Annotated in this window: 19 protein-coding genes and 1 pseudogene; 6 read left to right on the top strand and 14 right to left on the bottom strand. The window is 73.8% G+C overall.

Features of this window, described 5'->3' with window-relative positions:
- Positions 1-55 precede the first annotated feature (55 nt).
- From OOK31_RS14650 to OOK31_RS14630, 5 genes and pseudogenes are all read right to left on the bottom strand, one after another.
- Positions 56-430 carry a hypothetical protein gene (locus OOK31_RS14650; protein WP_267012947.1) on the bottom strand — a complete coding sequence of 125 codons (375 nt, stop codon included), beginning with the start codon at positions 428-430 and terminating at the stop codon, positions 56-58.
- A gap of 142 nt (positions 431-572) precedes the next feature.
- Positions 573-1001, bottom strand: a complete 429-nt coding sequence (locus tag OOK31_RS14645; protein ID WP_267088282.1) for a roadblock/LC7 domain-containing protein — start codon at positions 999-1001, stop codon at positions 573-575.
- An 83-nt stretch (positions 1002-1084) separates the two neighbouring features.
- Positions 1085-1885, bottom strand: a complete 801-nt coding sequence (locus OOK31_RS14640; protein ID WP_267012946.1) for a transcriptional regulator — start codon at positions 1883-1885, stop codon at positions 1085-1087.
- Complete coding sequence (locus tag OOK31_RS14635) at positions 1882-2295, bottom strand: hypothetical protein (RefSeq protein ID WP_267012945.1); 414 nt, start codon at positions 2293-2295, stop codon at positions 1882-1884. Before OOK31_RS14635 ends, OOK31_RS14640 begins: the two co-directional genes overlap by 4 nt.
- 247 nt (positions 2296-2542) lie before the next feature.
- A pseudogene (locus OOK31_RS14630) lies at positions 2543-2758 on the bottom strand (helix-turn-helix domain-containing protein); the annotation flags it as partial.
- Between the two features lie 261 nt (positions 2759-3019).
- Between OOK31_RS14630 and OOK31_RS14625 the strand changes: the two are divergent.
- Positions 3020-4324: a M48 family metallopeptidase gene (locus OOK31_RS14625; RefSeq protein WP_267012944.1), complete on the top strand. Its 1305-nt coding sequence runs from the start codon at positions 3020-3022 to the stop codon at positions 4322-4324.
- Here the strand turns inward: OOK31_RS14625 and OOK31_RS14620 are convergent.
- Complete coding sequence (locus tag OOK31_RS14620) at positions 4312-4899, bottom strand: TetR/AcrR family transcriptional regulator (protein WP_267012943.1); 588 nt, start codon at positions 4897-4899, stop codon at positions 4312-4314. The two genes, OOK31_RS14625 and OOK31_RS14620, sit on opposite strands and share 13 nt — an antisense overlap.
- Positions 4900-5029: 130 nt before the next feature.
- On the opposite strand from OOK31_RS14620, the gene OOK31_RS14615 reads away from it, so the two are divergent.
- Entirely contained in the window at positions 5030-6343 is a 1314-nt protein-coding gene (locus OOK31_RS14615; protein WP_267012942.1) for a CdaR family transcriptional regulator, read from the top strand.
- On the opposite strand, the gene OOK31_RS14610 is transcribed toward OOK31_RS14615, so the two are convergent.
- A complete protein-coding gene (locus tag OOK31_RS14610) occupies positions 6252-8201 on the bottom strand; it encodes an APC family permease (RefSeq protein ID WP_267012941.1) in 1950 nt (649 codons plus the stop codon). The two genes, OOK31_RS14615 and OOK31_RS14610, sit on opposite strands and share 92 nt — an antisense overlap.
- A 149-nt stretch (positions 8202-8350) precedes the next feature.
- Here OOK31_RS14610 and OOK31_RS14605 point away from each other — a divergent pair, with 149 nt between their 5' ends.
- Positions 8351-8764 carry an SHOCT domain-containing protein gene (locus OOK31_RS14605; RefSeq protein WP_267012940.1) on the top strand — a complete coding sequence of 138 codons (414 nt, stop codon included), beginning with the start codon at positions 8351-8353 and terminating at the stop codon, positions 8762-8764.
- A 27-nt stretch (positions 8765-8791) separates the two neighbouring features.
- On the opposite strand, the gene OOK31_RS14600 is transcribed toward OOK31_RS14605, so the two are convergent.
- A complete protein-coding gene (locus OOK31_RS14600; protein ID WP_267012939.1) occupies positions 8792-9247 on the bottom strand; it encodes a (2Fe-2S)-binding protein in 456 nt (151 codons plus the stop codon).
- 14 nt (positions 9248-9261) lie between these two features.
- Positions 9262-11568, bottom strand: coding sequence for a xanthine dehydrogenase family protein molybdopterin-binding subunit (locus tag OOK31_RS14595; RefSeq protein WP_267012938.1), 2307 nt, complete (start codon positions 11566-11568; stop codon positions 9262-9264).
- Positions 11569-12155: 587 nt separating this feature from the next.
- Between OOK31_RS14595 and OOK31_RS14590 the strand changes: the two genes are divergently transcribed.
- Positions 12156-13580: a PP2C family protein-serine/threonine phosphatase gene (locus tag OOK31_RS14590; RefSeq protein ID WP_267012937.1), complete on the top strand. Its 1425-nt coding sequence runs from the start codon at positions 12156-12158 to the stop codon at positions 13578-13580.
- A gap of 367 nt (positions 13581-13947) precedes the next feature.
- Here the strand turns inward: OOK31_RS14590 and OOK31_RS14585 are convergent, their stop codons facing one another.
- Positions 13948-15441, bottom strand: a complete 1494-nt coding sequence (locus OOK31_RS14585) for a hypothetical protein (RefSeq protein ID WP_267012936.1) — start codon at positions 15439-15441, stop codon at positions 13948-13950.
- Positions 15442-15672: 231 nt separating this feature from the next.
- On the opposite strand from OOK31_RS14585, the gene OOK31_RS14580 reads away from it, so the two are divergent.
- Both OOK31_RS14580 and kstD read left to right on the top strand, forming a co-directional pair.
- Positions 15673-16797, top strand: a complete 1125-nt coding sequence (locus OOK31_RS14580; RefSeq protein WP_267012935.1) for an aminoglycoside phosphotransferase family protein — start codon at positions 15673-15675, stop codon at positions 16795-16797.
- 182 nt (positions 16798-16979) lie between these two features.
- Positions 16980-18758, top strand: a complete 1779-nt coding sequence (kstD, locus tag OOK31_RS14575; RefSeq protein ID WP_323188215.1) for a 3-oxosteroid 1-dehydrogenase — start codon at positions 16980-16982, stop codon at positions 18756-18758.
- A gap of 27 nt (positions 18759-18785) precedes the next feature.
- Here the strand turns inward: kstD and OOK31_RS14570 are convergent, their stop codons facing one another.
- The 4 genes from OOK31_RS14570 to OOK31_RS14555 form a co-directional block, all read right to left on the bottom strand.
- On the bottom strand, positions 18786-19286 hold the full coding sequence (locus tag OOK31_RS14570; protein WP_267012934.1) for a hypothetical protein: 501 nt from the start codon (positions 19284-19286) through the stop codon (positions 18786-18788).
- A gap of 141 nt (positions 19287-19427) precedes the next feature.
- Positions 19428-20246 (bottom strand): maleylpyruvate isomerase family mycothiol-dependent enzyme, encoded by an 819-nt coding sequence (locus OOK31_RS14565; RefSeq protein ID WP_267012933.1) that lies wholly within the window; start codon positions 20244-20246, stop codon positions 19428-19430.
- Between the two features lie 78 nt (positions 20247-20324).
- The gene (locus OOK31_RS14560) at positions 20325-23045 is read right to left on the bottom strand and encodes an AAA family ATPase (protein WP_267012932.1); all 2721 of its coding nucleotides are present in this window, start codon (positions 23043-23045) and stop codon (positions 20325-20327) included.
- Between the two features lie 101 nt (positions 23046-23146).
- Positions 23147-23554, bottom strand: a complete 408-nt coding sequence (locus OOK31_RS14555) for an ACT domain-containing protein (RefSeq protein ID WP_267012931.1) — start codon at positions 23552-23554, stop codon at positions 23147-23149.
- Between the last annotated feature and the right edge of the window lie 3 nt (positions 23555-23557).

Below are 23557 nucleotides of genomic sequence, written 5' to 3'. Positions count from 1 at the left end.
GGCAAAGAATTCAACCGCCCGCCACCGCGCCGTCGCGGCCCCTTCCGGGCCGCCGTCAGATCTCCAGCTCGCCCTCGATCTTCTTCAGCTGGTGCCGCGCCATCGCCAGGTTGGCCCGGCCGCGGTCGAGGGCGAGATAGAGGAAGAAGCCGCCGGTCCCGCGGCCCTTCATCAGCCTGATCAGGTGGTACTGGTTGCCGAGCGTGATCAGGATGTCCTCGATCTCGTCCTTCATGCCGAGCATCTCCATGGTGCGGACCTTGGCCCGCACCACGTCGGTGTTGCCCGCCGCGGCCACCCCGAGGTCGAGGTCCTTGCCGCCGCCGACGGTGCCGAGGGCCATGCCACTGCCGTAGTCGACGAGGGCCGCGCCGAGCGCGCCGTCGATGGTGGTGTGGGCTTCCTTGAGTGCGGTCTCCACGTTGGCCATGAGGGTTCCTCTTTCTTCTGTCCGGTGTCGCCCGCCGCTGTCGTATCGCTTGACGGGCTGATTTGCTTTCGTTTGCGTTGCGGGAAGAGCTGTCGAAGGAAGGTCTACGGGGGAAGGCCGGCGGCCTGGGCGGGCGGCCGGGTCACGGCGCGGCCCGCTCCGCGGCGGGCTCCTGCGGGCCCCGGCGGCCGAGGCTGTGCTGTATCAGCTCGGAGATGCGCAGGCTGGAGCGGCGGGCCTCCAGGTGGAGCCGGCCGACATTGACGCGGGGCTCCGCGATGAGGGTGAGGACGGCCGCTTCGCCCGCCGCGTACGTGGCGACGTACCCGTGCTCACCACGGACCAGCAGCTCGCGGAAGCCGCCCTGCCCGGTGCTGTCGCTGAGCCGCTGTGCCACACCGAGTGCGGCGGCGGTCAGGGCGGCCACGGTCTCGGCCTCGGTGGCGGCGCTGTCCTGGGCGAGCACCAGGCCGTCGGCGCTCGCGGCGAGGGCGCCGGTGAGCTGGGGAACACGGGCCCGCAGCCGCCGGAGCTCGGCGAGTATCTCGGCTTCGGCCTCGGCGGGCACCATCGCCGTGCTCATGTCGGCCTTTCTCCCTTCGGGCTGCCTCCGCTCGGAACGGTCGGCGAACAGGGCCGGTCGCAGCGGGAGCCTCACAGGCTTGCCTCCAGTGCGTCGCGTAACCGGCGGAGCAGTGCCACGTCCGGGGGTTGGGCCTGGGTCATCCAGTCGGGCAGGGGTGCGGCGGGCTCGGCGGGAAGGGGCACCGCCGGAGTACGGGGTGTCTCGACCAGCCCGGCCGCCGCGAGTCTTCGTACGTCGAGCAGGGTGTGGAAGGCCGGGCGCCCCAGGACCCACGCCAGGTCGGCGGGGGTGCGTATCCCGTCGGCCTGGGCGAGCAGGAGCCGCTGCCGGGCGGTGACCGTCTGCCCGGGTGCGGCCGGGCGGGGCACGACCGGAGAGGTGTCCAGCAGCGGGTACGGCCAGACGGCGTCCAGCAGCTCCCGCCGCCGGCGGGTCTCGCGCTCGACGGCGGCCGCCGGGACCGAGCGGACGGAGCCGATCCAGTGGGTGGCGCCCCGGCGGAACCGGGAGGGGCCGCTGCCCGGGGAGAGCGCGAAGAAGGCGGCGTCGAAGATCGCGGCGAGATGGCAGATCTCCAGCTCGCCGCCCGCGAGGCCGCCGCTGTCCACGAGGAAGCGGGCGACCTGGCGGCGGGCCCCGGCCTGGTTGACGGCCTCGTTCCAGCGTTCGGGGGCGAGACCGCCGCCCGTGGTGAGCAGCACGTCCAGGCCCGGGGTGGAGGGGCTCTCGGCGTGCACGATCCTGCCGTCCTCCAGGAAGAGGGTGCCCCGGTCGCGGAGCAGGGCGCCGGTGGCGCGTTCGGCGGCGAGCCGGGTGAGCAGGGGTGAGACGGCGGCGGCCGCGGTGGCCGGGGGAGCCGCGGCGGTCATCTGAGCACCAGCCCTTCGGCCAGTGCGCGGAGTCTGAGGCGGGCGAGGGCGAGGTTGCCGTCGGTCCGGTCCAGCCACAGGTGCAGGAAGACGCTGCTGTCGAAGCTCGTCTCGACGAAGCGCAGGACGTGGTAGCCGGTGCGCGTGGTGACGATCAGGTCCTCGACGGGCGGGCCGGCGGCCGCGGGTCCGTCGGCGGAGCCGGGCTCGCCGGGGGCCGGGGCGAAGGACTCGTACTCCGCTGCGGCCCGGGCCAGTTCGGCGGTCTCGGCGGCGGTGGTCTCGTGGTCGCCCACGGGCGAGTCCCCTGCGGTGCCGAGGGCCAGTCCGCTGCTCCAGTCGACCAGCGCGGCCCCCCTCGCACCAGGCAGGGCCATGGCTTCGAGCAGGCATTCGTCGATCCCGGGCACGCGGGCTCCCCTCCCGGCCGGACGTGCTGAGTGCACGGTCGTACGGCGCGACAGGAGGGAACTTACTCAACTTCCACACTACGAAAAGGCGTTCTGGCATTTTCCGCTGGAACATGCGCGGTAGCACGTGACAGCTTGGCCAGAACCCGTTCGTTTGTGATCACTCTTGTTGATCACCGGCACCGATCGGGCCGAACGCCGGTCGACAGCGTGTTCAGGAAGCGAGCGGAAGACCGCCCGCGAGCCGGAACGCCCCGCCCTCGCGCCGCACGTAGCCCTCGTGGCTCAGGGTGCGCAGCAGGTGGTAGACGGTCGGCAGCGGGATGCCCGTCAGCCGGGAGAGCCGTTTCGCCGTCGCGCCGCCCTCGGCGTGCATCGCCTCGACCAGCCGCAGGGCGCGTTGGACGGAACCGATGAGCGTGGGTGCGGCCGTGCTGTCCTTCTGACTGTGGTCGGTGTCCATGATGAGTCCCCCTGCTCCGGTTCGAGGCCTGGCAAACCCATGTAAGTCCCTGACTCGCCGCAAAACCAGCAGGCTCGCGTAAACCTGAGCATAAGATCAACTCACGCCCGGCCCCCGGCATCCGAAGCCCCTCGCCAACGCCGCCCACCCCGGCCACCGCCCTCCCTGACCGGCCGGAACCCCGCCCGGCCCCTGCTCCGGGGGCCCGTCTATCCTTCCGGGGCCGCGCGCCCGAGTGGGCCGTGGCGAGGAGGGGGAGCAATGGAGACCACCGACGCGGCGGTGAACGCGAAGACGACCCGGCCGTGCCCGCAGTGCGGGAGCACGGTGCCGGTGTGCGAGCGGTACGTCGACTGGTGCGCGGCCTGCGACTGGAACGTGGACCCCGGCGCACCGGACCCGCGGCGCGGCCGGATCGCGGCCGCCCGGCGGCGGCTCGCGCAGGGGTTCGGGGAGCAGCTGGTGGCCGGGCTGGAACAGACCGCCGGGAGCGCCCCGCCCGCGCGGGACGTCTCGACCCTGCTGGCTCTCGGAATCGCGCTGCTGGTGCACTCGGTGACGGTGTTGCTGGTGGTGGGCGGCGTACTGCTGGTGGTGCTCGGATGGGACACCGGGGTGCAGCCCGTCGTCGGCGTCCTGCTGCTGGCGATCGCCGCGGTCCTGCGGCCCCGGCCGGGGCGCCTGCCGAAGGACGCCCTCGTCCTGTACCGGGCCGACGCGCCGGCGCTGTTCGCACTGATCGACGAGGTCGGGGCGGCGGTCGGAACGCACGGGGTGCACGCCGTGGTGGTGGACGCCGAGGCCAACGCCTCGGTGACCACGTACGGTCCGCGCGGGCGCCGGGTGATGTTCCTCGGGCTCGGGCTCTGGGAGATCCTGCGGCCCCAGGAGCGCGTGGCGCTGCTCGGGCACGAGCTGGGGCACTTCTCCCACGGCGACGTCCGGCGCGCGTGGATCACGGCCTGGGCGCTGAACGCGCTGTCCGTGTGGCACTACACGCTCGCGCCGACCCCGGCGGTGAAGCTGCTGGACCGGTTCGTCAACGCGGCGACCTTCCTGCCGCGGTGGGGCGTGTACGGGCTGATCCTGCTGCTGGACCGGCTGACCCTGCGGGCCTCGCTGCGGGCCGAGTACCTGGCCGACGCGAGCGCCGCGCGGGCGGGGTCCACGCAGGGGGCGGTCGGGCTGATGGACCGGCTGCTGGTGACCGAGTCGGTCGACGCCGAGCTGCGTCGGCAGGCGGTGGCGGCGCGGATGCGCGGCGGCCGGGACGGGCGCGAAGCCCGTCTGGCGGCCGAGGAGGGGCTGTGGGAGCGGCTGGCCGAGCGCATCGGGGACTTTCCGGAGCGGGAGTTCGAGCGGCTGCGGCGGGTCTCCGCACTGCGCGGGCACTGCGTGGACAGCACCCACCCCCCGACCCACCTGCGTCGCCGCCACGCGGCCGCCGCCGCGGCCGGGCCGGCTCTGGTCTCCTACGACGACTCCCGCGCGGCCCTGCTGGCCGCCGAGCTGGCTCCGGCCCGGGCGGCCCTGGCGCGCATGGTGATCAGCGACTACGCGGGCTGACCGGGCGGGGCGGCCTGCCGACCTCCCGCGGGGAGGAGGCGGTCGGCCATCACGCCGATGAGGTCGTCCACCGGGTGGGGGGCCAGCAGGGACGGGAGGGTGAGGTCGTCCAGGTAGAGGCCCTGCATGGCGAAGTAGACGAGCAGGACGCCCGCCCGGTCCCCCGGCAGGCCCGCCGCCAGGTGACCGGCGATGTTCTGCTCCAGTTCGGCGCCGAGGAACCCCGCCAGTTCGACCTGGAGTTCGGGCCTGCGGGTGGCCTCCAGGCGCAGCTCCAGCATGGCGACGTGCACGCTGCGCTCGCGCCGGAGCCGGGCCAGGAGACGGCGCAGCAGGACGGCGGTGTCGAGCGGGCCCTCGAGTTCGGCCGGGTCCGGGGTGAGGCGTTCGCGGGTGCGGTGGAGTATCTGGACGAGCAGTTGGCCGCGGTTGGCGAAGTAGTTGGAGGTGGTACCCGTCGGGACGGAGGCCTCCGCGTCCACGGCGCGCAGGGTCAGGCCCCGTGAGCCTTCGCGCGCCAGGACTTCGATGGCTGCGTCGAGCAGCGCGGCGCGGCGTTCCGGATTCTGGCGCATGGGCGGATCCCTGGGTTCATGGTGCGGGGGCCTACGTAAGTACTGCACCTACAGTACTCAGCACACGCTAACGGACCTTCGCGCTCCGGGCCCTCCCCAGCGGCCCCTCCCCCGTGTCACCCTGCCCGTCATGGAGCGGATCATCGAGGAGATACGCGAGGACCTGAACCGCCGGATCGCCGTCGCGGCGGACCGGCTCACCGACCGGACGCTGACCGAGGATCCCGCCTACGCCGCCCTGCTCGGGCGGGCCGAGCTGCGCGAGCGGATCCACCGCACCCTGCGCCAGGCCGTCGAAGGGCTGGTCCTCAGCTCCCGGGGGCTGGCGCCGGAGCTGTCCGAGGCCCGCGCCGCCGGCGCCCTGCGCGCCGAACGGGGACTGCCGATCGAGCCCCTGCGGCGGGCCTACCGGCACGGCGGGCGGCTGCTGTGGCAGAGCCTGACCGAGGCGGTGGCCGCGTACGACCGGGAGCGGCTGCCGGGGCTGCTGCCGGGGGCGGTCGCCCTGTGGGACGTACTGGACCGGATGGCGGACGCCGCCGCCGAGGCGTACGGGCGGACCGGCGCCGTACGCGAGGACCGTGAGCGGGAGCTGCGGGCGGCCCTGCTGGACACCCTGCTCGACGGGTCGGGTCCGGCCGCGGAGGCGGCGGCCCGGCTGGGGCTGCCGGAGCGGGGCCGGTTCGCGGTGGCGGTGCTCGGCTCCCGCCCGGACGGCGGCTCCGACAGACCCGGCAGCCCGGACGGCGGGCCCGGCGGCGGGCCGCAGGCCGGGCCGGAGAGCGGGCCGGAGAGCGGGCCGGAGAGCGGGCCGGAGAGCGGGCCCGGCGCCCCGCGGCTGCTGTGGCGGGTCCGGGCCGACGGGGAGAGCGTCCTGGCCGAACTGGGCCACCATCCGCTGGAGTCGCTGCGCGAGCTGCTCGCCCCCCTCGCGGTGCGCGCCGGGATCAGCCCGGTCGTCGCGGATCCGGCCGAGCTGGGCGGGGCCCGCCGGCTCGCGGCCCTGGCCCTGCGCACCACCCCCGCCGGGGGCCCCGGTGCCGCGCTGCTGGACGAGCGGCTCCCGGCGGCGCTGGTGGCTTCCGACCCCGAACTCGCCGCCCGGCTGCGCCTGGTGGTGCTGGGCCCGGTGCTGGCGCTGCCCCCGCAGGACGGCCGGGTCCTGCTGACGACGCTGGGCACCTGGCTGGCGTGCCGGGGCTCGACCACGTACGCCGCGCAGCGGCTGTACTGCCACCGCAACACCGTGTCCAACCGGCTGCGCCGTCTGGAGCAGCTGACGGGGCGCTCACTGGCGGACCCGGCGCACGTGGTGGAGCTGGCGCTGGCCCACGCGGCGGTGGCCCAGCGCCCTACTCCGCCGTCCCCGCAGGCTCCGCCGGCTCCCCCTGCCGCGCCGACTCCAGCAGGTACGGGACGTCGATCACCGCGATCCCCGGGGTGAACAGCAGCCGCGCCTTGAGCCGTAGCGCGTTCTGGTTGTGCAGGGGCTGTTCCCACCAGTGCCCGACCACGTACTCGGGGATGACCACCGACAGCATGTCCGTGCCCTCGGCGGCGGCCTCCTCCTCCAGGTAGGCCATGACCGGTCCGACCACCTCCCGGTAGGGCGAGTGCAGCACCTTGAGGGGGATACCCGGGTCGTGCTCCGCCCAGGCGTCGCGCAGCCGCTGGGCGTCCTCCTCGTCGGCGGCGACGGAGAGCGCGGTGAGGGTGTCGGGCCGCAGGGCCTGGGCGTAGCCGAGGGCCTTGAGGGTGGGGGCGTGCACGTTGGCGACCAGGACGACGACGTGGTGGCGGGCCGGCTTGCGCGGGCGGATGCCGGGGGCGACGGCGACCTGCCGGGCGACGGCGTCGTAGTGGCGGCGGACGCCCTTCATGCCGAGGAAGAGGGCGGGCATGGCGATGACGACCAGCCAGGCGCCGTGCGTGAACTTGGTGAGGAGGACGATGACCAGCACGACGGCGGTCATGCAGGCGCCGACCGCGTTGATGGCGAGCCGGCGGTGGATGTGGACGCGTTCGGCCCTGGGGGTGGCGGGTGAGGCGAGGGCGCGCCGCCAGTGCCGGACCATGCCCGCCTGGGAGAGGGTGAAGGAGACGAAGACGCCGATGATGTAGAGCTGGATGAGGCGGGTCAGTTCGGCGTCGAAGGCGACGATCAGGGCGATGGCGGCGAGGGCGAGCAGGACGACGCCGTTGGAGTAGACGAGCCGGTCGCCCCGGTTGAAGAGCTGGCGGGGCGCGTACCGGTCCTTGGCGAGGATCGAGGCGAGCATGGGGAAGCCGTTGAAGGCGGTGTTCGCGGCGAGGATCAGCACCCCGGCGGTGACGGCCTGGAGCAGGTAGAAGAGGAAGTGCCAGCTCCCGAAGGTGGCCCGGCCGATCTGGGCGAGGGCGGTGGACATCGGGGTGCCGGGGGCCAGGCCCAGTTCGGTGGGGTCGGCGGCGACGTGCACCTTGTAGGTCATGGCGAGGGCGGTGATGCCGACGAACATGGTCACGGACAGCACGCCCATCGCGGCGAGGGTGGTCGCGGCGTTCCTGGCCTTGGGCTTCCGGAAGGCGGGCACGCCGTTGCTGATGGCCTCGACGCCGGTCAGGGCGGTGCAGCCGGAGGCGAAGGCGCGCAGGGCGAGGAAGACGAGGGCGATGCCGGTGTAGGTGCCGGCCGCGGTGATCGGCAGGTGGGCGGACTCGGCGCGGATGGTGTCGCCGGTCGCGAGGCGGACGGCGGCGACGGCGAACATGACGTAGATGACGAGGACGAAGCCGTAGGTGGGGATGGCGAAGACGCGGCCCGACTCCCGTACGCCGCGCAGGTTCATCAGGGTCAGCAGGACCACGAAGGCGACGGACAGGCCGACCTGGTGGTCGCTGAGGGAGGGGATGGCCGAGGTGATGGCGGCGACCCCGGAGACCACGGACACGGCGACGGTCATCACGTAGTCGACGAGCAGGGCGCTGGCGGCGGTGAGGGCCGCGGTGGGGCCGAGGTTCTCGGCGCTGACGATGTACGCGCCTCCGCCGCCGGGGTAGGCGTGGCAGGTCTGGCGGTAGGAGGCGATGACCACCACCAGGAGGAAGACGATCGCGGCGGCGGCGTACCAGGTCAGGTGGAGCAGGGCGACGCCGCCGAGGGCGAGGATGAGCAGGATCTCCTCGGTGGCGTAGGCGACGGAGGAGAGCGGGTCGCTGCAGAAAATGGGGAGCGCCAGCCGTTTGGGCAGCAGGGTCTCGCCCAGGCGCGCGGTGTCGAGGGGCTCACCGACCAGCACGCGTTTCGCGTTGATACGCCTCATTCCCGCATGATCGTCCATTTTCTACGCTTCTGCCGGTCTTGCGTGCGTCCGTCCGGTCCAGTGGCGATCTTGAAAGACCGCTGCGATGGTGATCACGTCGGCCGCCGCGCACGACGGCGCGACGGCCGCGCGAACGAAGGAGGACGGCCGTGGACGGATCTGTCTATCTGGCCTACGACTACCCGGTGCTGGGCGCGTTCTGGACCGTGATGTGGATCTTCCTCTGGGTCATGTGGCTGTTCCTGCTCTTCAGGATCATCATCGACCTCTTCCGCGACCACGAGATGAACGGCTGGCTGAAGGCCGCCTGGCTGCTGTTCCTGCTGCTGATCCCCTTCCTGGGCGTCCTGGTCTACGTGATCGCCCGCGGCAAGAACATGGGCAAGCGGGAGATCAAGCACGCACAGGAACAGCAGGAGGCCTTCAACTCCTACGTCCGCGACGCCGCCGGGAGCTCCGGCAAGAGCACCGCGGACGAACTGGCCCGGCTCTCCGAGCTCAAGGCCAAGGGCGACCTCAGCGAGGCCGAGTTCCAGCAGGCGAAGCAGAAGCTGCTCGCCTGAGGCCCCTCCCCCTCCACCGACGGACCGTCACATGCGGGCGGCCGCACTGCGGATGGCCTCGCGGATGCGGAAGTAGGTCCCGCAGCGGCAGATGTTGGCGATGGCGTCGATGTCCTCGTCCGTCGGCTCGCTGGTCCGCTGGAGCAGCGCGACGGCCGCCATGATCTGGCCCGGCTGGCAGAAACCGCACTGGGCCACGTCCTGTTCGAGCCAGGCCTCCTGCACGGGGTGCAGCTGGTCCCCGTTCGCCAGCCCCTCGATGGTGGTGACCTTCTTCCCCGCGCAGGCGGAGACGGGTACCACGCACGGGCGGACGTCCGCCCCGTCGAGGTGGCTGGTGCAGGCCTTGCAGACGTCCACCCCGCAGCCGTACTTGGGGCCGGTGACGCCCAGCATGTCGCGGAGCACCCACAGCAGGGGCAGGTTGTCGGGCGCGTCGACGGTGACGCTCTGCCCGTTGACGGTGAAGGTGTGCGAGGGCACGGCGTACTCCAGGTTCAGCGCGGGTAGGGGGTGAAGTCGACGTCGAAGTCGAGGGGGAAGCTGCGCGGCTTGGAACCGGTCGCGCGGGCCCAGGCGTTGGCGATGGCACCGACGGCGGCCGGCACCCCGAGCTCGCCCGCGCCGCCCGGCTCCGTACCGGTCGCCGGGAGCACGAAGACCCGTACGTCGCGCGGGGTGTCGCGCTGCTTCGCCCAGTGGAACTGGCTGTAACTGCCCTCCAGCGGCAGCCCCTTGTCCAGGTGCAGCCCGGCGCGCAGGGTGGTGGAGATCGCGTCGGTGAGGCCGCCGATCATCTGGGCCTCCAGACCGCGCGGGTTGACGGGCAGGCCGACGTCCACGGCGATGACGGCCTTGGTCACGCGGACGTGCTCCGGATCGCGGGTGTCGATCTCCACGAGGCACGCGGTGCGGGACTTGTACTCCTCGTGGAAGGCGATGCCCTGCGCGCAGCCGGCCGGCATCGCCCTGCCCCACTCCCCCTCGGCGGCGACCTTGTCCAGGACGGCGCGCTGCGCCTCGGTCTTGAGGAAGGTGCGCCGGAAGCGGTACGGGTCCTTGCCGGTGGCGGCGGCCAGTTCGTCGACCACGATCTCCTCGGCCCCGCGGGTGTTGGCCGAGTACACCGAACGCCAGGAGCCGGTGGGGATCCCGGTCGGCACCTCGGTCAGCGCCTGGGTGGTGAGCCCGAAGTGGTACGGCGACTTGACGGTGGTGAGGAACAGCGTCTGGGCGAGGGTGGCGTTGCCGATGCCGGACGGCAGGCTGGCGACGGTGGCGGTGATGATCTCGCCGAGGCCGTGCCGGAAGTCGGTCTCGGCGGCGGCGACCCGGTGCTCGAAGCTGAGGACCTCGCCGAGCAGGTGGGTGGCGCGGATCCGGTGGTACGTGGCGGGGCGCATCCGGCCGTGCCGGGTGTCGTCCACCCGGGTCCACATCAGGCGCACCGGGCGGCGGCAGGCCTTGGAGATCCGGGCCGCCTCCAGCGCGGCGTCGAAGAACAGCCGCCGGCCGAAGGAGCCGCCCGCCTGGACCACGTGCACCGTCACCTTGGACAGCGGCAGCCCGAGGTCGGCGGCGATGGTCTCGCGGGCGACGATCGGGGACTTCAGGCCGGACCAGATCTCGGCGCGGTCCTCGCGCACGTCGGCGATGGCGGAGTTGGTCTCCATCGGAGCGTGGCTGACGAAGGCGAAGTCGAACTCGGCGTCCACGTACGGGGTGAGCAGCGGGGGCAGCAGCGGCGCCGGGTTGGCGGCGCGCAGCTTGGTACGGATCTGCGCGTCCGAGAGCTGGTCGGCCGGGCCGGGGCCCCAGCTGACCTGGAGGGCGGCCTTGGCGTCGAGGGCCTGCCCGAAGGTCTCGGCGACGACGGCGACGCCGGTCGGTACGGTCACCACGTGCAGGACACCGGGCATGGCCTGGACGGCCGCGAGGTTGGCGACGGAGCGGACGCTCCCGCCGAGGCTGGGCGGGCGGCGCACCACGCAGGGCTTGGCTCCCGGCACCTGGAGGTCGAGGGTGTACTTCTGGGCCCCGGTGACCATGGCGCGGGCGTCGATCCGGCTGGTCGGGGTGCCGACGAGGGCGTGCTTCGCCGCCGGCTTCGGGGAGGCCCCGAGGACGATCAGGCCGGGCGCGGCGGCGGCCGCGGAGAGGCTGCCGTAGTCGGCGGTGCGGCCGTCGGGGGCCCGTACGACGCCGTTCGCGGTGGTCAGGCCGGAGGGGGAGACCTTCCAGCGGGCGGCGGCGGCCGCGACGAGGCGGGCCCGCGCGGTGGCGGCGCACTGGCGGACCGGGCCGTAGAGCGAGCGGATCGAGTTGGAGGACCCGGTCAGCTGGTTGAAGAGCAGCTCGGGGCGGGCGTCGTCCAGCTCCACCCGGACGGAGGCCAGCGGCGCGTCGAGCTCCTCGGCCACGAGCATGGCCACGGCGGTGGTCAAGCCCTGGCCCACCTCCTCGCGCGGGAGCCGGAAGCGGATGGTGCCGTCCGTCTCGACGGCGAGCGCGAGCAGGGCCGAGGTGGGGGCGCCGGCCAGGATGAACAGGTCGCCCAGGTCCACCAGGTCGGCGATGGCGGGCAGGGTCGGGATCACGGCGTGCGCGGCCTGCGGGGCGAGCGCGTCGGCCCCGGCACGGGTGACCAGGGCCAGGGTCGGCGCCGCGACGAGGTAGGTGAGGAAGGAGCGCCGGCTCGCTCCGGCCGGGCGCCGTCCCGCATGGTCGGCCCCGTCCGCGCTCCCGGCGGCCGCCCGGTCCGCCCCGGCCGCGCCCTGTGCGGGCGCGCTGCCCTGATCGGTCATCTGCTGCTGTCCCCACCCTGCCCGGGCCCGCGCGAAACGGACCGCCCCCGGCTCATTACCGACACGTAGCGTAGCGATCACCGGGTGAGCTGGGAAGTGATGTGTCCACGCCCGCGCACCGCCGCCCGGGCTTCCGTCCACCCGCTCCGCTGACGGGGGTCCTTCGTTCGGGGGGTCCCCCGAAGGAGCAACGGCCCCGCGCCCGGGGCAGGGAGGCGGCGCGCGGGCCTCGTACACCTCGGCCGTACGATCGAGCCGGCCGCCGGGGACGGCCGTTTTCCGGCCGGGCACCGGGCCCCGCCTGCGGTCGACCGGAACCCCGGCCGCCGGGATCCGCGCGGCGCCCGTGAGCGCGTCCGGACGCCCGCCCGCCGCGCCCGTCCGGATTCCCCCCGGCGCGCGGCCCTTGCGGGCTGACCGGATTCGTTCGCACAGGACCGAGGGGGGCCGGGAGGCCTGCGGCATATGCCTCAAGCAAGACCGTTACGGATGTTGCCAAACGCCTTACAGGCCATCGCCCGCTGTGCAACAGTCGTAACCGGTCCTTCTTTCAGACTTGGCCGTGCCGCGCCTGTATCGGAGTTCTCATGCCGTCCCACCTGTACGCGGACCGTCCCGCGCAGCCGCCAGAACCGGGATCGGTGGATGCGCTGATCTCGCAGACCCGCCGGCTGCGCGGCGAGGTGGACGCGGTGCGCCGCGACACCGTCGTCGACGACGACGACGCCCAGGGCCGCTGGCAGCGCGCGCTGTGCGACCTCGCCGTGCACCACCTCGACGACCTCGGCCAGCACCTCGGCCAGCTCAAGGAAGGGCTGCCGCCCGTCCCCGACCTCGTCGAACTCCCCCACGCCGCCCCGGAGGCCGCGACCGAGGACCGGCAGACCCGCGTCGGCAGCGCCGAGTGGAACCTGCTGACCGACGAGGTCACCTGGTCCGAGGAGCTCTTCCAGATCTTCGGCCGGTCCCCCGAGGCCGGCGCGCTGCCCCTGGACGAACTGGGCTCCACCCTCTTCTCCGAGGACCAGCCGCTGCTCACCGCGATGGTGACGGACTGCCTGGTGGACGGGAAGCCGATAGACGGCGAGTTCCGCATCGTCCGGGCCGACGGCCGGGTCCGGACGCTGCACATGAGGGGCGAGCCGGTCCTCGACTCCGACGGCTGCACGGCCTCCATGTGGGCCGTACTGCGGGACGTGAGCGAACTGCGCCGCAGCCAGCGGGCGGTGCGCGAGTCACGCGACTCGTTGCAGCGCCAGCGGGAGATCGCGCAGACCGAGCACCGGCTGGCGGTCGAGCTGCAGGAAGCCGTGCTCCCCCCGTGGCGCGGCTCCCTGCGGTTCCCCCACGACAAGGCCGGCGCGATGGACGTGGCCGCGCACTACCTGCCCTCCGCGACCAGCGCCCTGATCGGCGGCGACTGGTACGACGCCCTCGAACTGCCCGACGGCCGCTCCCTCCTGACGGTCGGCGACCTCACCGGGCACGGGGTGAGCGCCACCTCCGGGATGGCGATGATGCTCGGCGCCCTGCGCGGCATGGCCATGGCCGGGATCGAGCCCGGCCCGCTGATGGGCTGGCTCAACCAGCTCCTGGAGAACTCCGTACAGCCCGCGCTCGGTTCCGCCGTGTGCTGCCGCTACGATCCCGCGCGCCGGATGCTCTCCTGGGCGCAGGCCGGACACCCCGCGCCGCTGCTGTTCCGGCGCGGCCAGGGCCGCGCACTGCAGCCGCCCGAGGGCGTGCTGCTGGGGGCGACCTCCGGGGCCACGTACGGGCAGGCCGAGGAACGGCTCGAAGAGGGCGACGTCCTGATCCTGCACACCGACGGACTGACGCCGCGCAGCATCGAGTTCAGCCGGGCGGACGGGACGGAACGGCTGCTGGCGCTGGCGCCCCGGTTCTCGGCGGCGCGGTCGGCGCGGGACTGCGTCCGGATGGTGACGGAGGAGTTCGGCGAGAGCGAGCGCGAGGACGACGCGTGCGTGCTGGTCGCCCGGATCGGCGGCTAGTGCTGTGGCCGGGAAGGTTTGCCGGGTCGCGGTGTCCGGTGCATGGGGTCTCCCCAGGCCCGCAGGGCCGAGGGGAAGCCTCGCAAGGCGGAGGGCCGCCGCGTGTACTGGACGTACTCGGGTGGTCCGACAACGCGGCGAGGTGCCGTGCCGGGCGCCGTGACACGGTGAACCTTTCCGGTCACAGCACTAGGCCGCGCAGAGGCGCAAGAGGTTCGAGGGCCGCGCCGTGGGGCGCGGCCCTTCTCGTGCGGACCGTCCTCGTGCGGCGCCGCGTCGTCCTTCGTGGTGCCGGGTCGTGTCGTGTCACCGTGGTGCCGGCCGACGGTGTCGGCGCGTGCCCGCGCAGCGGGGTGACCGCAGCCGCTCAGATCACCGCACCCCGCTCCAGCGGCGAAGGGCTGTCGGGGAGGGCCTGCTTGATCTCCTCGCGCAGGTCCTCGATCCGCGCGTACCCGGCGTACTGGCCGGTGAGCCGGTACATCTCGCGGAGCCGGTCCCAGGTGCGGTGCGAGGAGGTCTCGTTCATCGAGACGAGGGCGAGGCGGGCGTAGCGGTCCGCCTGCTCCGGGTCGTCCGCGATGAAGCAGGCGGAGGCCATGGAGATGTAGTCGAAGATCTGCGAGCGCTGGTAGCCGTCACCACGCAGCCGCAGTGCCTCCCGCGCGTGCCGGGCGGCCACCGGCGCCGCCGAGGCGTCGTGGTCGGCGAGGGTCCGGTACGCCAGGGCCTGCATCCCGTGCAGGTCCGCCTCGTCGAAGTGCTGCATCCAGGAGGGCGGCGGTACGTCGCCCTTGTCGGAGACGAACAGGTCCTCGGCCTCGCCGAGGGTGCGCCGCATGGCCTGGCCCTTGCCCATGGCGGCCTGGGCCCAGGCCTCGATGGTGTGCAGCATGGCGCGGGTGCGCGGCAGGGTCTGCTCCCCCGAGCCGGACTTGGCGAGCTTCATCAGGTCCAGGGCCTCGTTGGGCTTCCCGAGGTGGACCATCTGGCGGGCGGCCCGGGACAGGGCCTCGCCGGCGCGCGGCCGGTCCCCGCCCTCCCTGGCGGCGTGCGCGGCGATGACGAAGTACTTCTGCGCGGTCGGCTCCAGGCCGACGTCGTGCGACATCCAGCCCGCGAGCACCGCCAGGTTGGCCGCCACCCCCCACAGCCTGCGCTGGAGGTGGTCCGGGTGGTGGTAGGCGAGCATGCCGCCCACCTCGTTCAGCTGGCCCACGACGGCCTTGCGCTGGAGCCCTCCGCCTCTGGAGGCGTCCCAGGCCCGGAAGACCTCCACGGAACGCTCCAGGGCCTCGATCTCCTGCGAGCCGATCGGGGCGGCCTCGTAGCGGTCGTAGCCGGCCGGATCGGCCTGGTAGGGGTCGCCGAAGCGCTGTGCGTCCACGGTGGTGGCGGGGTCGGTGTGCAGCCAGTCGTACATGGCGTTGCTGAGGGCTGAGCCGGCGGTGAGCGCGGCTCCCGCGCCCATCAGGCCGCGACGGTTGAGCATGAGGTCCATTCCCGTGAATTCGGTGAGGACCGCGGCTGTGCGTTCGGGCGCCCAGGGCACTCCGTCGGGGTTCTCCTTCGCCCCGTCCGGCTGCCGTCTGCTGGTGCGCCGCTGCCGTACGAACCCGAGGTCCTCGATGGTCACGACACGACCGAGCCGCTCGGTGAACAGTGCTGCCAGTACCGTGGGCACCGGTTCGCGCGGGGTCTCCCCCATGTCGATCCAGCGCCGCACCCGCGAGGTGTCGGTGGCCAGCTGGTGGTGGCCCATCGCCGCCGCCTGCCGGTTGACCATCCTCGCCAGTTCGCCCTTCGACCAGCCGGCCAGGCCGAACAGGTCGTTCAGACGGGTGTTTGGACCTTTGCTCACGTCAAGCCCCCAGGTTCTCGGCTGAGTTGACAGTAGCCCCCTGTCAGATCCCCGTGGACTATTCGCCAGGGTTCGCCAGGGCACGCCCCGTGGTTCGCCAGGGACCGCCGGGTGTCAGGTAGGAATGCGCCTCCCCGACCCGGTCACCGGCGGAACTCCCCAGGGTGAAGCACGGGATCCGGCGGGGCGGCGTACGCAACTCGTCGGCGCACGAAGGGAACCGTAAACGCCATGTACGCAGCAACGTCCTCCGTGTCCGCCCCGGTCCGGTCTCACCGCACGCTCCAGGCGGGCGGCGGCCCCTACCTCGAACCCGGCCGCCCGGCGGTCCCGGCGCAGGACGCCGTACGGGCGCGGCGGATGCCGGGGGCCGGATCACAGCCCCTCAGCGGAAGACTCGACCTGTCGGGACCGCAGGGGGCCCAGCTGCGCGCCGCGCTCGCCTCGGTGCAGCGGATCTGTCCGGAGTTCGCGCCGGTGCAGGTGCTGCGGCGCAGCGGCCGGTCGGTGCTACTGGTCGGCACCACAGGACGGACGACCGCCGTCGCGAAGGTTTTACTGGACCATTCGCCCGAGTGGCGCGAGCGGTACCGGCACGAAATAGCGGCGTACCGGGCGTTCGTCCGGCACCGCCCGCCGGTACGGGTGCCCCGGCTGATCGCCGCGGACCCGGAGAACTGCGTGCTGGTCGTCGAGCGGATGGCGGGCCGGGTCGCGGCGCTCCAGCGGCACCCGGTGGAAGCCCCGCCGCGCACCGACCTACGGGCCGCGCTGGGGGCGGTGTGCCGGGTGAACCAGTGGCGGCCCCCGGCCGAGCTGTTCGGGCACCCGGTGGACTACGCGCGCCGGATCACCCGGGACCACGAGCTGGGGCTGCTGACCGACCGGGACTTCGGGGACCTGCAGAAGCTCCTGCACGGGGTGCGCGTGGCGGGCACGCCCTGGCAGTTCAACCACGGTGACGCCCTGCTGTCGAACCTGCTGCTGTCACCGGCCGGGCCGGTGCTCCTCGACTGGGAGCACGCGGGCTGGTACCTGCCCGGGTACGACCTGGCCACGCTGTGGACGGTCCTGGGTGACGCCCCGGCGGCGCGCGGCCAGATCAGCCGGCTCGCGCAGTCGGCCGGCCCGGTGGCCCGGGACGCGTTCCTGGTGAACCTGATGCTGGTGCTGACCCGGGAGATCCGGATGTCCGAGACGGCGGTGCAGCGTTCGATGCTGGCCACCGGCCCGGACCGGCCGCCGGTCGCGGGGGGCCTGTCCTCGGGGGAGGAGCAGCGCCTGCTGCTGCGCCGCCTGCACGACGACGCGGGGATGGCCCGTAGAGCGGTACGGGCGGCGGTCGGCACCCGCTGAGACGGACGAAAGCCCGTGGCACGCACATCCGATGTGCGGGCCACGGGCTTTCGCGCGTCCGGGGTCGGGGGCCCGCGCCGCTCAGGCCCTTGACATCACATGATCCCCCGAACACCTTTTCTGACTCGGCATCAGAATTGCTGGAGCCGTCCCGTTTCCTCCGACTCCGCTGGAGCCCGCCCATGACCGAGAGCCTGGACCGATCGTGCCCCGCCCCGCCCTCCCGCCGGGCGGTCCTCGCCGGGGCGGGGGCCGGGGTGCTCGCCGCCGCCGTCCTGCCGGGCGGCGCCGCGCGGGCCGCCGAGACCCCGCTCGGGGAGTACGACGTGGTGGTGGTCGGCTCGGGGGCGGCCGGGATGACCGCCGCGCTGACCGCCGCCGGGCGGGGCCTGAGCGTGCTGGTGGTGGAGAAGGCGCCGACCTTCGGCGGGTCGGCCGCGCGCTCCGGTGCGGGAATCTGGCTGCCGAACAACTCGGTGATCCTGGGCGCCGGGGTGCCGGACACCCCGCAGAAGGCGGCGCAGTACCTGTCGGCGGTGGTGGGGCCCGAGGTGCCGGCCGACCGGCAGCAGGCCTTCCTCTCCAACGGGCCCCGGATGCTGGACTTCGTCATGGCCCACAGCCCGCTGCGGTTCCGCTTCATGGACGGCTACAGCGACTACTACCCGAACCTGCCGGGCGGGCTGCCGAACGGCCGGTCCATCGAGCCGGACCAGATCGACGGGAACGTCCTGGGCGCCGAACTGGCGCACCTCAACCCGGCGTACATGCCGGTGCCGGCCGGCATGGTGGTGTTCAGCCAGGACTACAAGTGGCTGAACCTCGCGGCGGTGAGCGCGAAGGGGCTCGCGGTGTCCACCGAGTGCCTGGCGCGCGGCACGAAGGCCGCGCTGCGCGGGGAGAAGCCGCTGACGATGGGCCAGGCCCTGGCGGCCGGGCTGCGGGCCGGGCTGTCGCGGGCGGGGGTGCCGGTGTGGCTGAACAGCCCGCTGGTCGATCTGGTCCAGGAGGGCGGCGCCGTGACGGGCGTCGTGGTGGAGAAGGGGGGCGTACGGGGCACCGTACGGGCCCGCAAGGGGGTGGTGATCGGCTCCGGCGGCTTCGAGCACAATGCCGCGATGCGGGCCCAGTACCAGCAGCAGCCCATCGGGACGCAGTGGTCGGTGGGGGCGAAGGAGAACACGGGCGACGGGATCCGTGCCGGGCAACGGGCGGGCGCGGCACTGGCGTTGATGGAGGACGCCTGGTGGGGGCCGTCGATCCCGCTGCCCGGGGAACCGTACTTCTGTCTGGCGGAGCGGACCCTGCCGGGCGGCCTGATCGTGAACGGGGCGGGCACGCGGTTCGTGAACGAGGCGGCGCCGTACAGCGACGTGGTGCACGTGATGTACGAGAAGGACCGGGCGGCGACGGGTTCGCACATCCCGGCCTGGCTGATCGTGGACCAGAACTACCGCAACAAGTACCTGTTCAAGGACATCCTGCCGACGCTCCCCTTCCCGGACGCCTGGTACGACGCGGGGGCGGCCCGCAAGGCCTGGACCTGGGACGCGCTGGCGGGTCAGATCGGGGTGCCGGCGGGGGCGCTGCGGGCGACGCTGGGCCGGTTCAACGCCCAGGCCTGGAACGGCGCCGACCCGGACTTCCACCGGGGGGACACGGCGTACGACCACTACTACACGGACCCGAACGTGACGCCGAACTCCTGCCTGGCGCCCGTCTGGGCGCCGCCGTTCTACGCCTTCAGGATCGTGCCGGGCGACCTGGGCACGAAGGGCGGGATCGTCACGGACGCGCGGGCCCGGGCCCTGCGGGCGGACGGCTCGGTGATCCGGGGCCTGTGGGCGGCGGGCAACGCGAGCGCGGCGGTGATGGGCCACAGCTACGCGGGCGCCGGGTCGACGATCGGGCCCGCGATGACCTTCGGCTACGTGGCGGCGAACGACATCGCGGACGCGTAGCGCGCGGCGGCCCGCGCGCTCCTGGCGTCAGCCCTGCTGGAACAGCTCGGCGGGGAGCGGCTTCAGGAGCGCGTAGAGGTCGTCGGTGATGGGGCGGTCCCAGCTGGCGATGGTCACGAGGACGTTGTCGCTGCGGTCGAACTGCACGCAGGAGATCCGGCTCTCGGACAGCTTGACCTTGCGGACGATGAGGAGGTTGTCGCCCTGCATGACGGGGCAGTCCTCGGTACCGGTGACCTCGACCTCCTCGTCGTTCTCCAGGGCGTCGAGGAGCTGGGCCACCTCGAAGGGGACCTGGCCGTCGGAGAGGTCCCGGGCCGGGGATCCCTCGGGGAGGTTTCCGATGATCATCGCGGGGCCGCGGCCGCCGAACAGGTCGTAGCGCAGGAAGACGCCCTGGCAGCTGCCGTCGGGGGCGGGGAGCAGCCCGGCCCCGAGGTTGCCCGGCCAGTCCCCCGGGTCCATGGCCAGGACGTCGAAGTCCGGGCCGGCGGGTGTGGCGGCGCGGTGGCGGCGGAGGAAGGACATGCCGCCATGGTACGTGGCCCCGCGCCCTTTCCGGGCGCGGGGGCCCGCCTCCGCCGTGCGGGGCCCGTGGCGGGGTCGAAGATCCCGGACCTGCGGGTATGGAGCGTCCGGCGAGGCTGCTCCTTACCGGTGGGGGTGTGCTCAGACGGGCGGGACGAGGGTGAACCAGCGGGTCAGGAGCGCGGGATCGCCGGTGACCTGGAGGCGGGTGGCGGGGATGCGCTGCCAGAGGAACAGCATCAGGTCGGAGGCGCTGCCGGCGGCCTCCACCCCGACGGGGCCGTCGCCGCCCGGTACCGGCCGGACCTCGTCGCCGGAGAACTCCACCGTCCAGGACCCGGGGCCGTCGGTGCGGCGGAAGCGGTACCGCTCCCCCGCCCCGGGCGGGGCCTGGGCCCAGCCGCGCCGGGCGGGGGCCATCACCTCGAAGGTCTGGGCGACGGCGTCCGTGGCGAGGGCGGGGTCGAAGGGGGCCGGGTCCGCGGTGACCGCTTCGGCGTCCCAGCGGTGGACGGCCTGCTCGATGGCCTGCATACGGGCCCAGAAGCCGCTGGACCGTTGCTCCGACCAGGTCCACACGGGGACGTCGGGGCCGAGCTCGCGCAGGGCCCGCACCAGGCCCCGGGCGGCCTCCGCCGACCAGTCGAGGAGCTCCGGGGGCACGGGGCCGGTGGTCGGGGTGTGGTCCGGCCGGGGCCAGGCGGCCCGGACGGCGGGGTCGGCGGGGAGGTCGTAGAGGGTGGGGTCGGTGGGGTCGGGGGGCGTCGTGAGCCGTTCGCGCAGGATGTGGGTCAGGAAGCGCTGGATGCTGCCGAGGTGCCCGGCGAGGTCGGTGACCGACCAGCCGGGGCAGGAGGGGACCACGGGCGCCTCGCGCCCGCCGTCGGCCGCCCGCCGGACGGCCTTGTCGAAGGCGGCCGCCTCGGTCTCCAGGTGATCCAGCCAGGTGTGGTGATCCATACGGCTCACCCTGCCCGTCGGGCCCCGCCCCGACCCGCCTTGCGCCACGGGCGAACGGGGCGGGCGGGACGGACAGGGCTACGCGGCCGGAGCCGGAGCCGGGGCCGGCCGGGGCTCGCGGGCCGCGGCCGGCTGGGGGTCGGCCGGCGGGGTGGCGCCGAGGGAGTGCAGCAGGTCGGTGACGGCGGCCGTCAGGCCTTCCGCGCCGCACGCCCGGCCGGTCAGCAGGGCGCGGGCCGCCACGTCGGGGTCGCGCAGTTCCGCGCCGAGGGCGGCCAGCGCGCGGGCGAGTTCGTAGGCGGCCGGGGAGTCCTCCAGTTGGGCCACGGCCTCCCGCAGCAGCGGTACGCGCTCCTCGGCGGGGGCGGTCTCCGCCGAGACGCGCAGGGCCTGCCCGATGGCGGAGGGGGCGCCGAAGGCGCGGGCCCGGCGCAGGGCGTCGGCGGCGAGGTCCCGGGCCCTGGCGGGGTCGTCGGGGGCGAGGGCGCGGGCCAGGTGGAGCTGCCAGGGACACCAGGCCGGGTTCTGGATGCCGCGCGGGGTCAGCCGCCGGTCGACCGCCTCGAGTTCGGCTGCGGCGGCCTTGCGGTCGCCGAGGGCGAGGAGCAGTTCGGCGTAGACGGTCTGGGAGTCGGGGAAGACCACGGCCGCGGGGAAGGGCTCCCCGTACTCGTGTTCGCGGGCCAGCTCCCAGGCCTCGTCGACCCGGCCGCGTGCCACGAGGGTGGTGATCAGGATGGAGATGGCGTACCAGTGCACGGGCGTACGGCGTCCCACGCGCTCGGCGAGGCGCAGTCCGGCGCGCGCCAGTTCCTCGGCCTCGACGAGCCGTCCGCGCCGGTAGCGGACGTAGGCGCGCAGGCTGTAGGCGAAGGAGAGATGGGCCCCGTGCCAGCCCTGGCGTTCGAACTCGGCGGTGCCGGCCTCGAAGAGCTCCTCGGCGCGGCCGGGCCGGTCTGCGTACATGTGGACCATGGCGGCCAGGACCGGGACCTCGAAGCCGCGGTCCTCGTGGGCCCAGCTGAAGGGGGTTTCGAGGACGCGGCCGGCGTGGTGGAGGACCACGTCGACGGGTTCGCCGCGCAGGCAGGCGTCCCAGGCGCGCAGTCCGATGACGTAGCGCTCGGTGAGGTCGCGGCCGGTGAGGTGGTCGGCGAGTTTGGCGAGGCGGCGGGAGCGGGCCGGGGAGTCGGGTTCGGCGGCGTTGAAGGCGTCCCACATGAACTGTTCGGACTGCAGGCGCAGCCGGGCGCGTGCGTCGGGGGTGTGCGGGATCTCCCGGGCGAGCAGGTCGGAGGCCTGGAAGAGGTGGTCGCTGTGGGCGAGGACCTGGGCGAGCCGGATGACGATGCCCTGGCGCAGGGCCGGGTCGTCGATGGGTTCGGCGAGGGCGGCCCGCAGGTGGTTGACGGTGTTGGCGGGCTCGGTGAGGAGGGAGGCGCAGCCCAGTTCGTAGAGGACGGCGGCGCGTTCGTCGAAGTCCGGGGGTTCCTGGAGGGCGCGGGCGAGCTGGCGGCGGGCGGCCTCGGGGGCGCCGGCCCGCAGGTTCTCGGCGGCGGCCTCGCGCAGGACGCGGACCACCCAGGGGTCGTTCTCCGGCTGGGTCTCCAGGAGGTGGCGGGCGGCGGCGGAGGGGCCGAGGCCCGCGTCGACGACGGCCGCGGCGGTCCTGCCGTGGAGGGCGACGCGCAGGGCGTCGGGGATGGCCCGGTAGATGGCGGTGGCGATGAGGGGGTGGACGAACTCCAGGCCGCTGCCGTCCTCTTCGGCCGGGGTGGACAGGATGCGGGCGTCGCGCAGACGGCCGGTGGCGTCGGCGGCCTCCTCGGCGCCGAGTCCGGCGACGCGGGCGGCGATCTGCTGCGGGATGGCGGTACCGAGGACGGCGCAGGCCCAGGCGAAGCGGACGGTGGAGGGGCCGAGGCTGTGCAGCCGGGCGACGAGGCCGCTGCCGCGCTGGGCGGCGGCCAGGTCGCGCAGGAGCGGGGCGCTGGCCGAGGTGGGGTCGAGGCCCTTGGCGCGGACCTTGGCGGTGAGTTCGACGGCTTCGAAGGGGTTGCCGGTGGTGACGGCCCAGGCCTCCTGGCAGAAGGCGTCCTCGGCGTGTTCCCCGACGGCCTCGCGGACGAGGGTGGAGACGGCCTCGGCGCTGAGCGGGGCGAGGGTGAGCGGGCGCTGTCCGGCGCGGCCGGGCAGGGTGCGGAAGGCCTCGGCGTGGGCGGGGAGTTCGTCGGGCCGGTAGGCGACGACGACGAGCAGCGGGAGGTGTTCGGCGCGCGGGGCGAAGGCGGCGAGCCATTCGAGGGACTCGGGGTCGGCCCAGTGGGCGTCGTCGAGGACGAGGACGACGGGGGGCCGCTGGACGGTGAGGTGGGTGAGGACCCAGTCGAGTCCGTCGCGCAGGCCCTGGGGGTCGGGTGCGGCGCCCTGTTCGGGGGCGCAGAGGCCGAGGGCCGGGCCGACGATGGCGTACCAGCTGCCGAGGGCGGCGCGCAGCTCGGCCTCGGGGCGGCCGGCGAGCTGGGGCTGGATGAGCTGGCGGGCGACGTGGAAGGGCTGGGTCTGCTCCTGTTCGCCGCCGCGTGCGGCGAACAGGGTGCAGGAGCGGTCGAGGGCGCGGCGGCGCACTTCGGCGAGCAGGGTGGTCTTGCCGAGGCCGGCCGGGCCGGAGAGGGCGAGCAGGCCGCCGCCCGCCGCCGGGCCGGGCTCGGTGAGCCGGTCCAGGGCCTCGTCGACGGTGACGAGTTCCGCTTCGCGTTCGAAGAGCGTGCGCCGTGTGCGGGTCCGGCGTTCCGTCATGGCTGGTACCCCCCAGGCCTGTTCGGGGCATCAGCGTACGCCCGCGTGTGCGCCGGGGAAGGGCCCCGGTCGGGAAAGATCGGAATCTTTTCCGGATTTCGCTATTCCGCCGAACGTGTGGCCAATTCCTCCAGGACGGAGACGGCTTCGGCGGCCCGGTCGGCGGCCACGAAGAGGTGGTCGTGGTGGTAGCCGGCGATGACGTTGCAGCTGAGTCCGTGCGCGGCGAGCTCGGCGGCGAAGGCTCCGGTGAGGCCGACGGCGTCGAGGGCGGAGTGGATGCGCAGGGTGATCCAGCCGGCGGTGTGGTCGTAGGGCAGTCCCGCCGCGTCCGCTTCCTCCTGGCGCAGGACCAGGGTGAGGCCCTCGGGCTCGCGGACGGTGGCCACGGGGGCGAGTCCGGCCGGGGGGCGGGTCTCGCCGGGCAGCGTGCAGAACGCGTACCGGCCCTCGTTCAGTTCCGGGCGCATGCCGCTCAGGAGTTTCCGCAGGTCACTCTCTCCGCTCATGCG

The sequence above is a fragment of the Streptomyces sp. NBC_00249 genome (genome assembly GCF_026342355.1).
Taxonomy (GTDB): Bacteria; Actinomycetota; Actinomycetes; order Streptomycetales; family Streptomycetaceae; genus Streptomyces.
The sequence above is the reverse complement of the archived record's forward strand: the minus strand, read 5'-3'. Positions and strand labels throughout refer to the sequence as shown.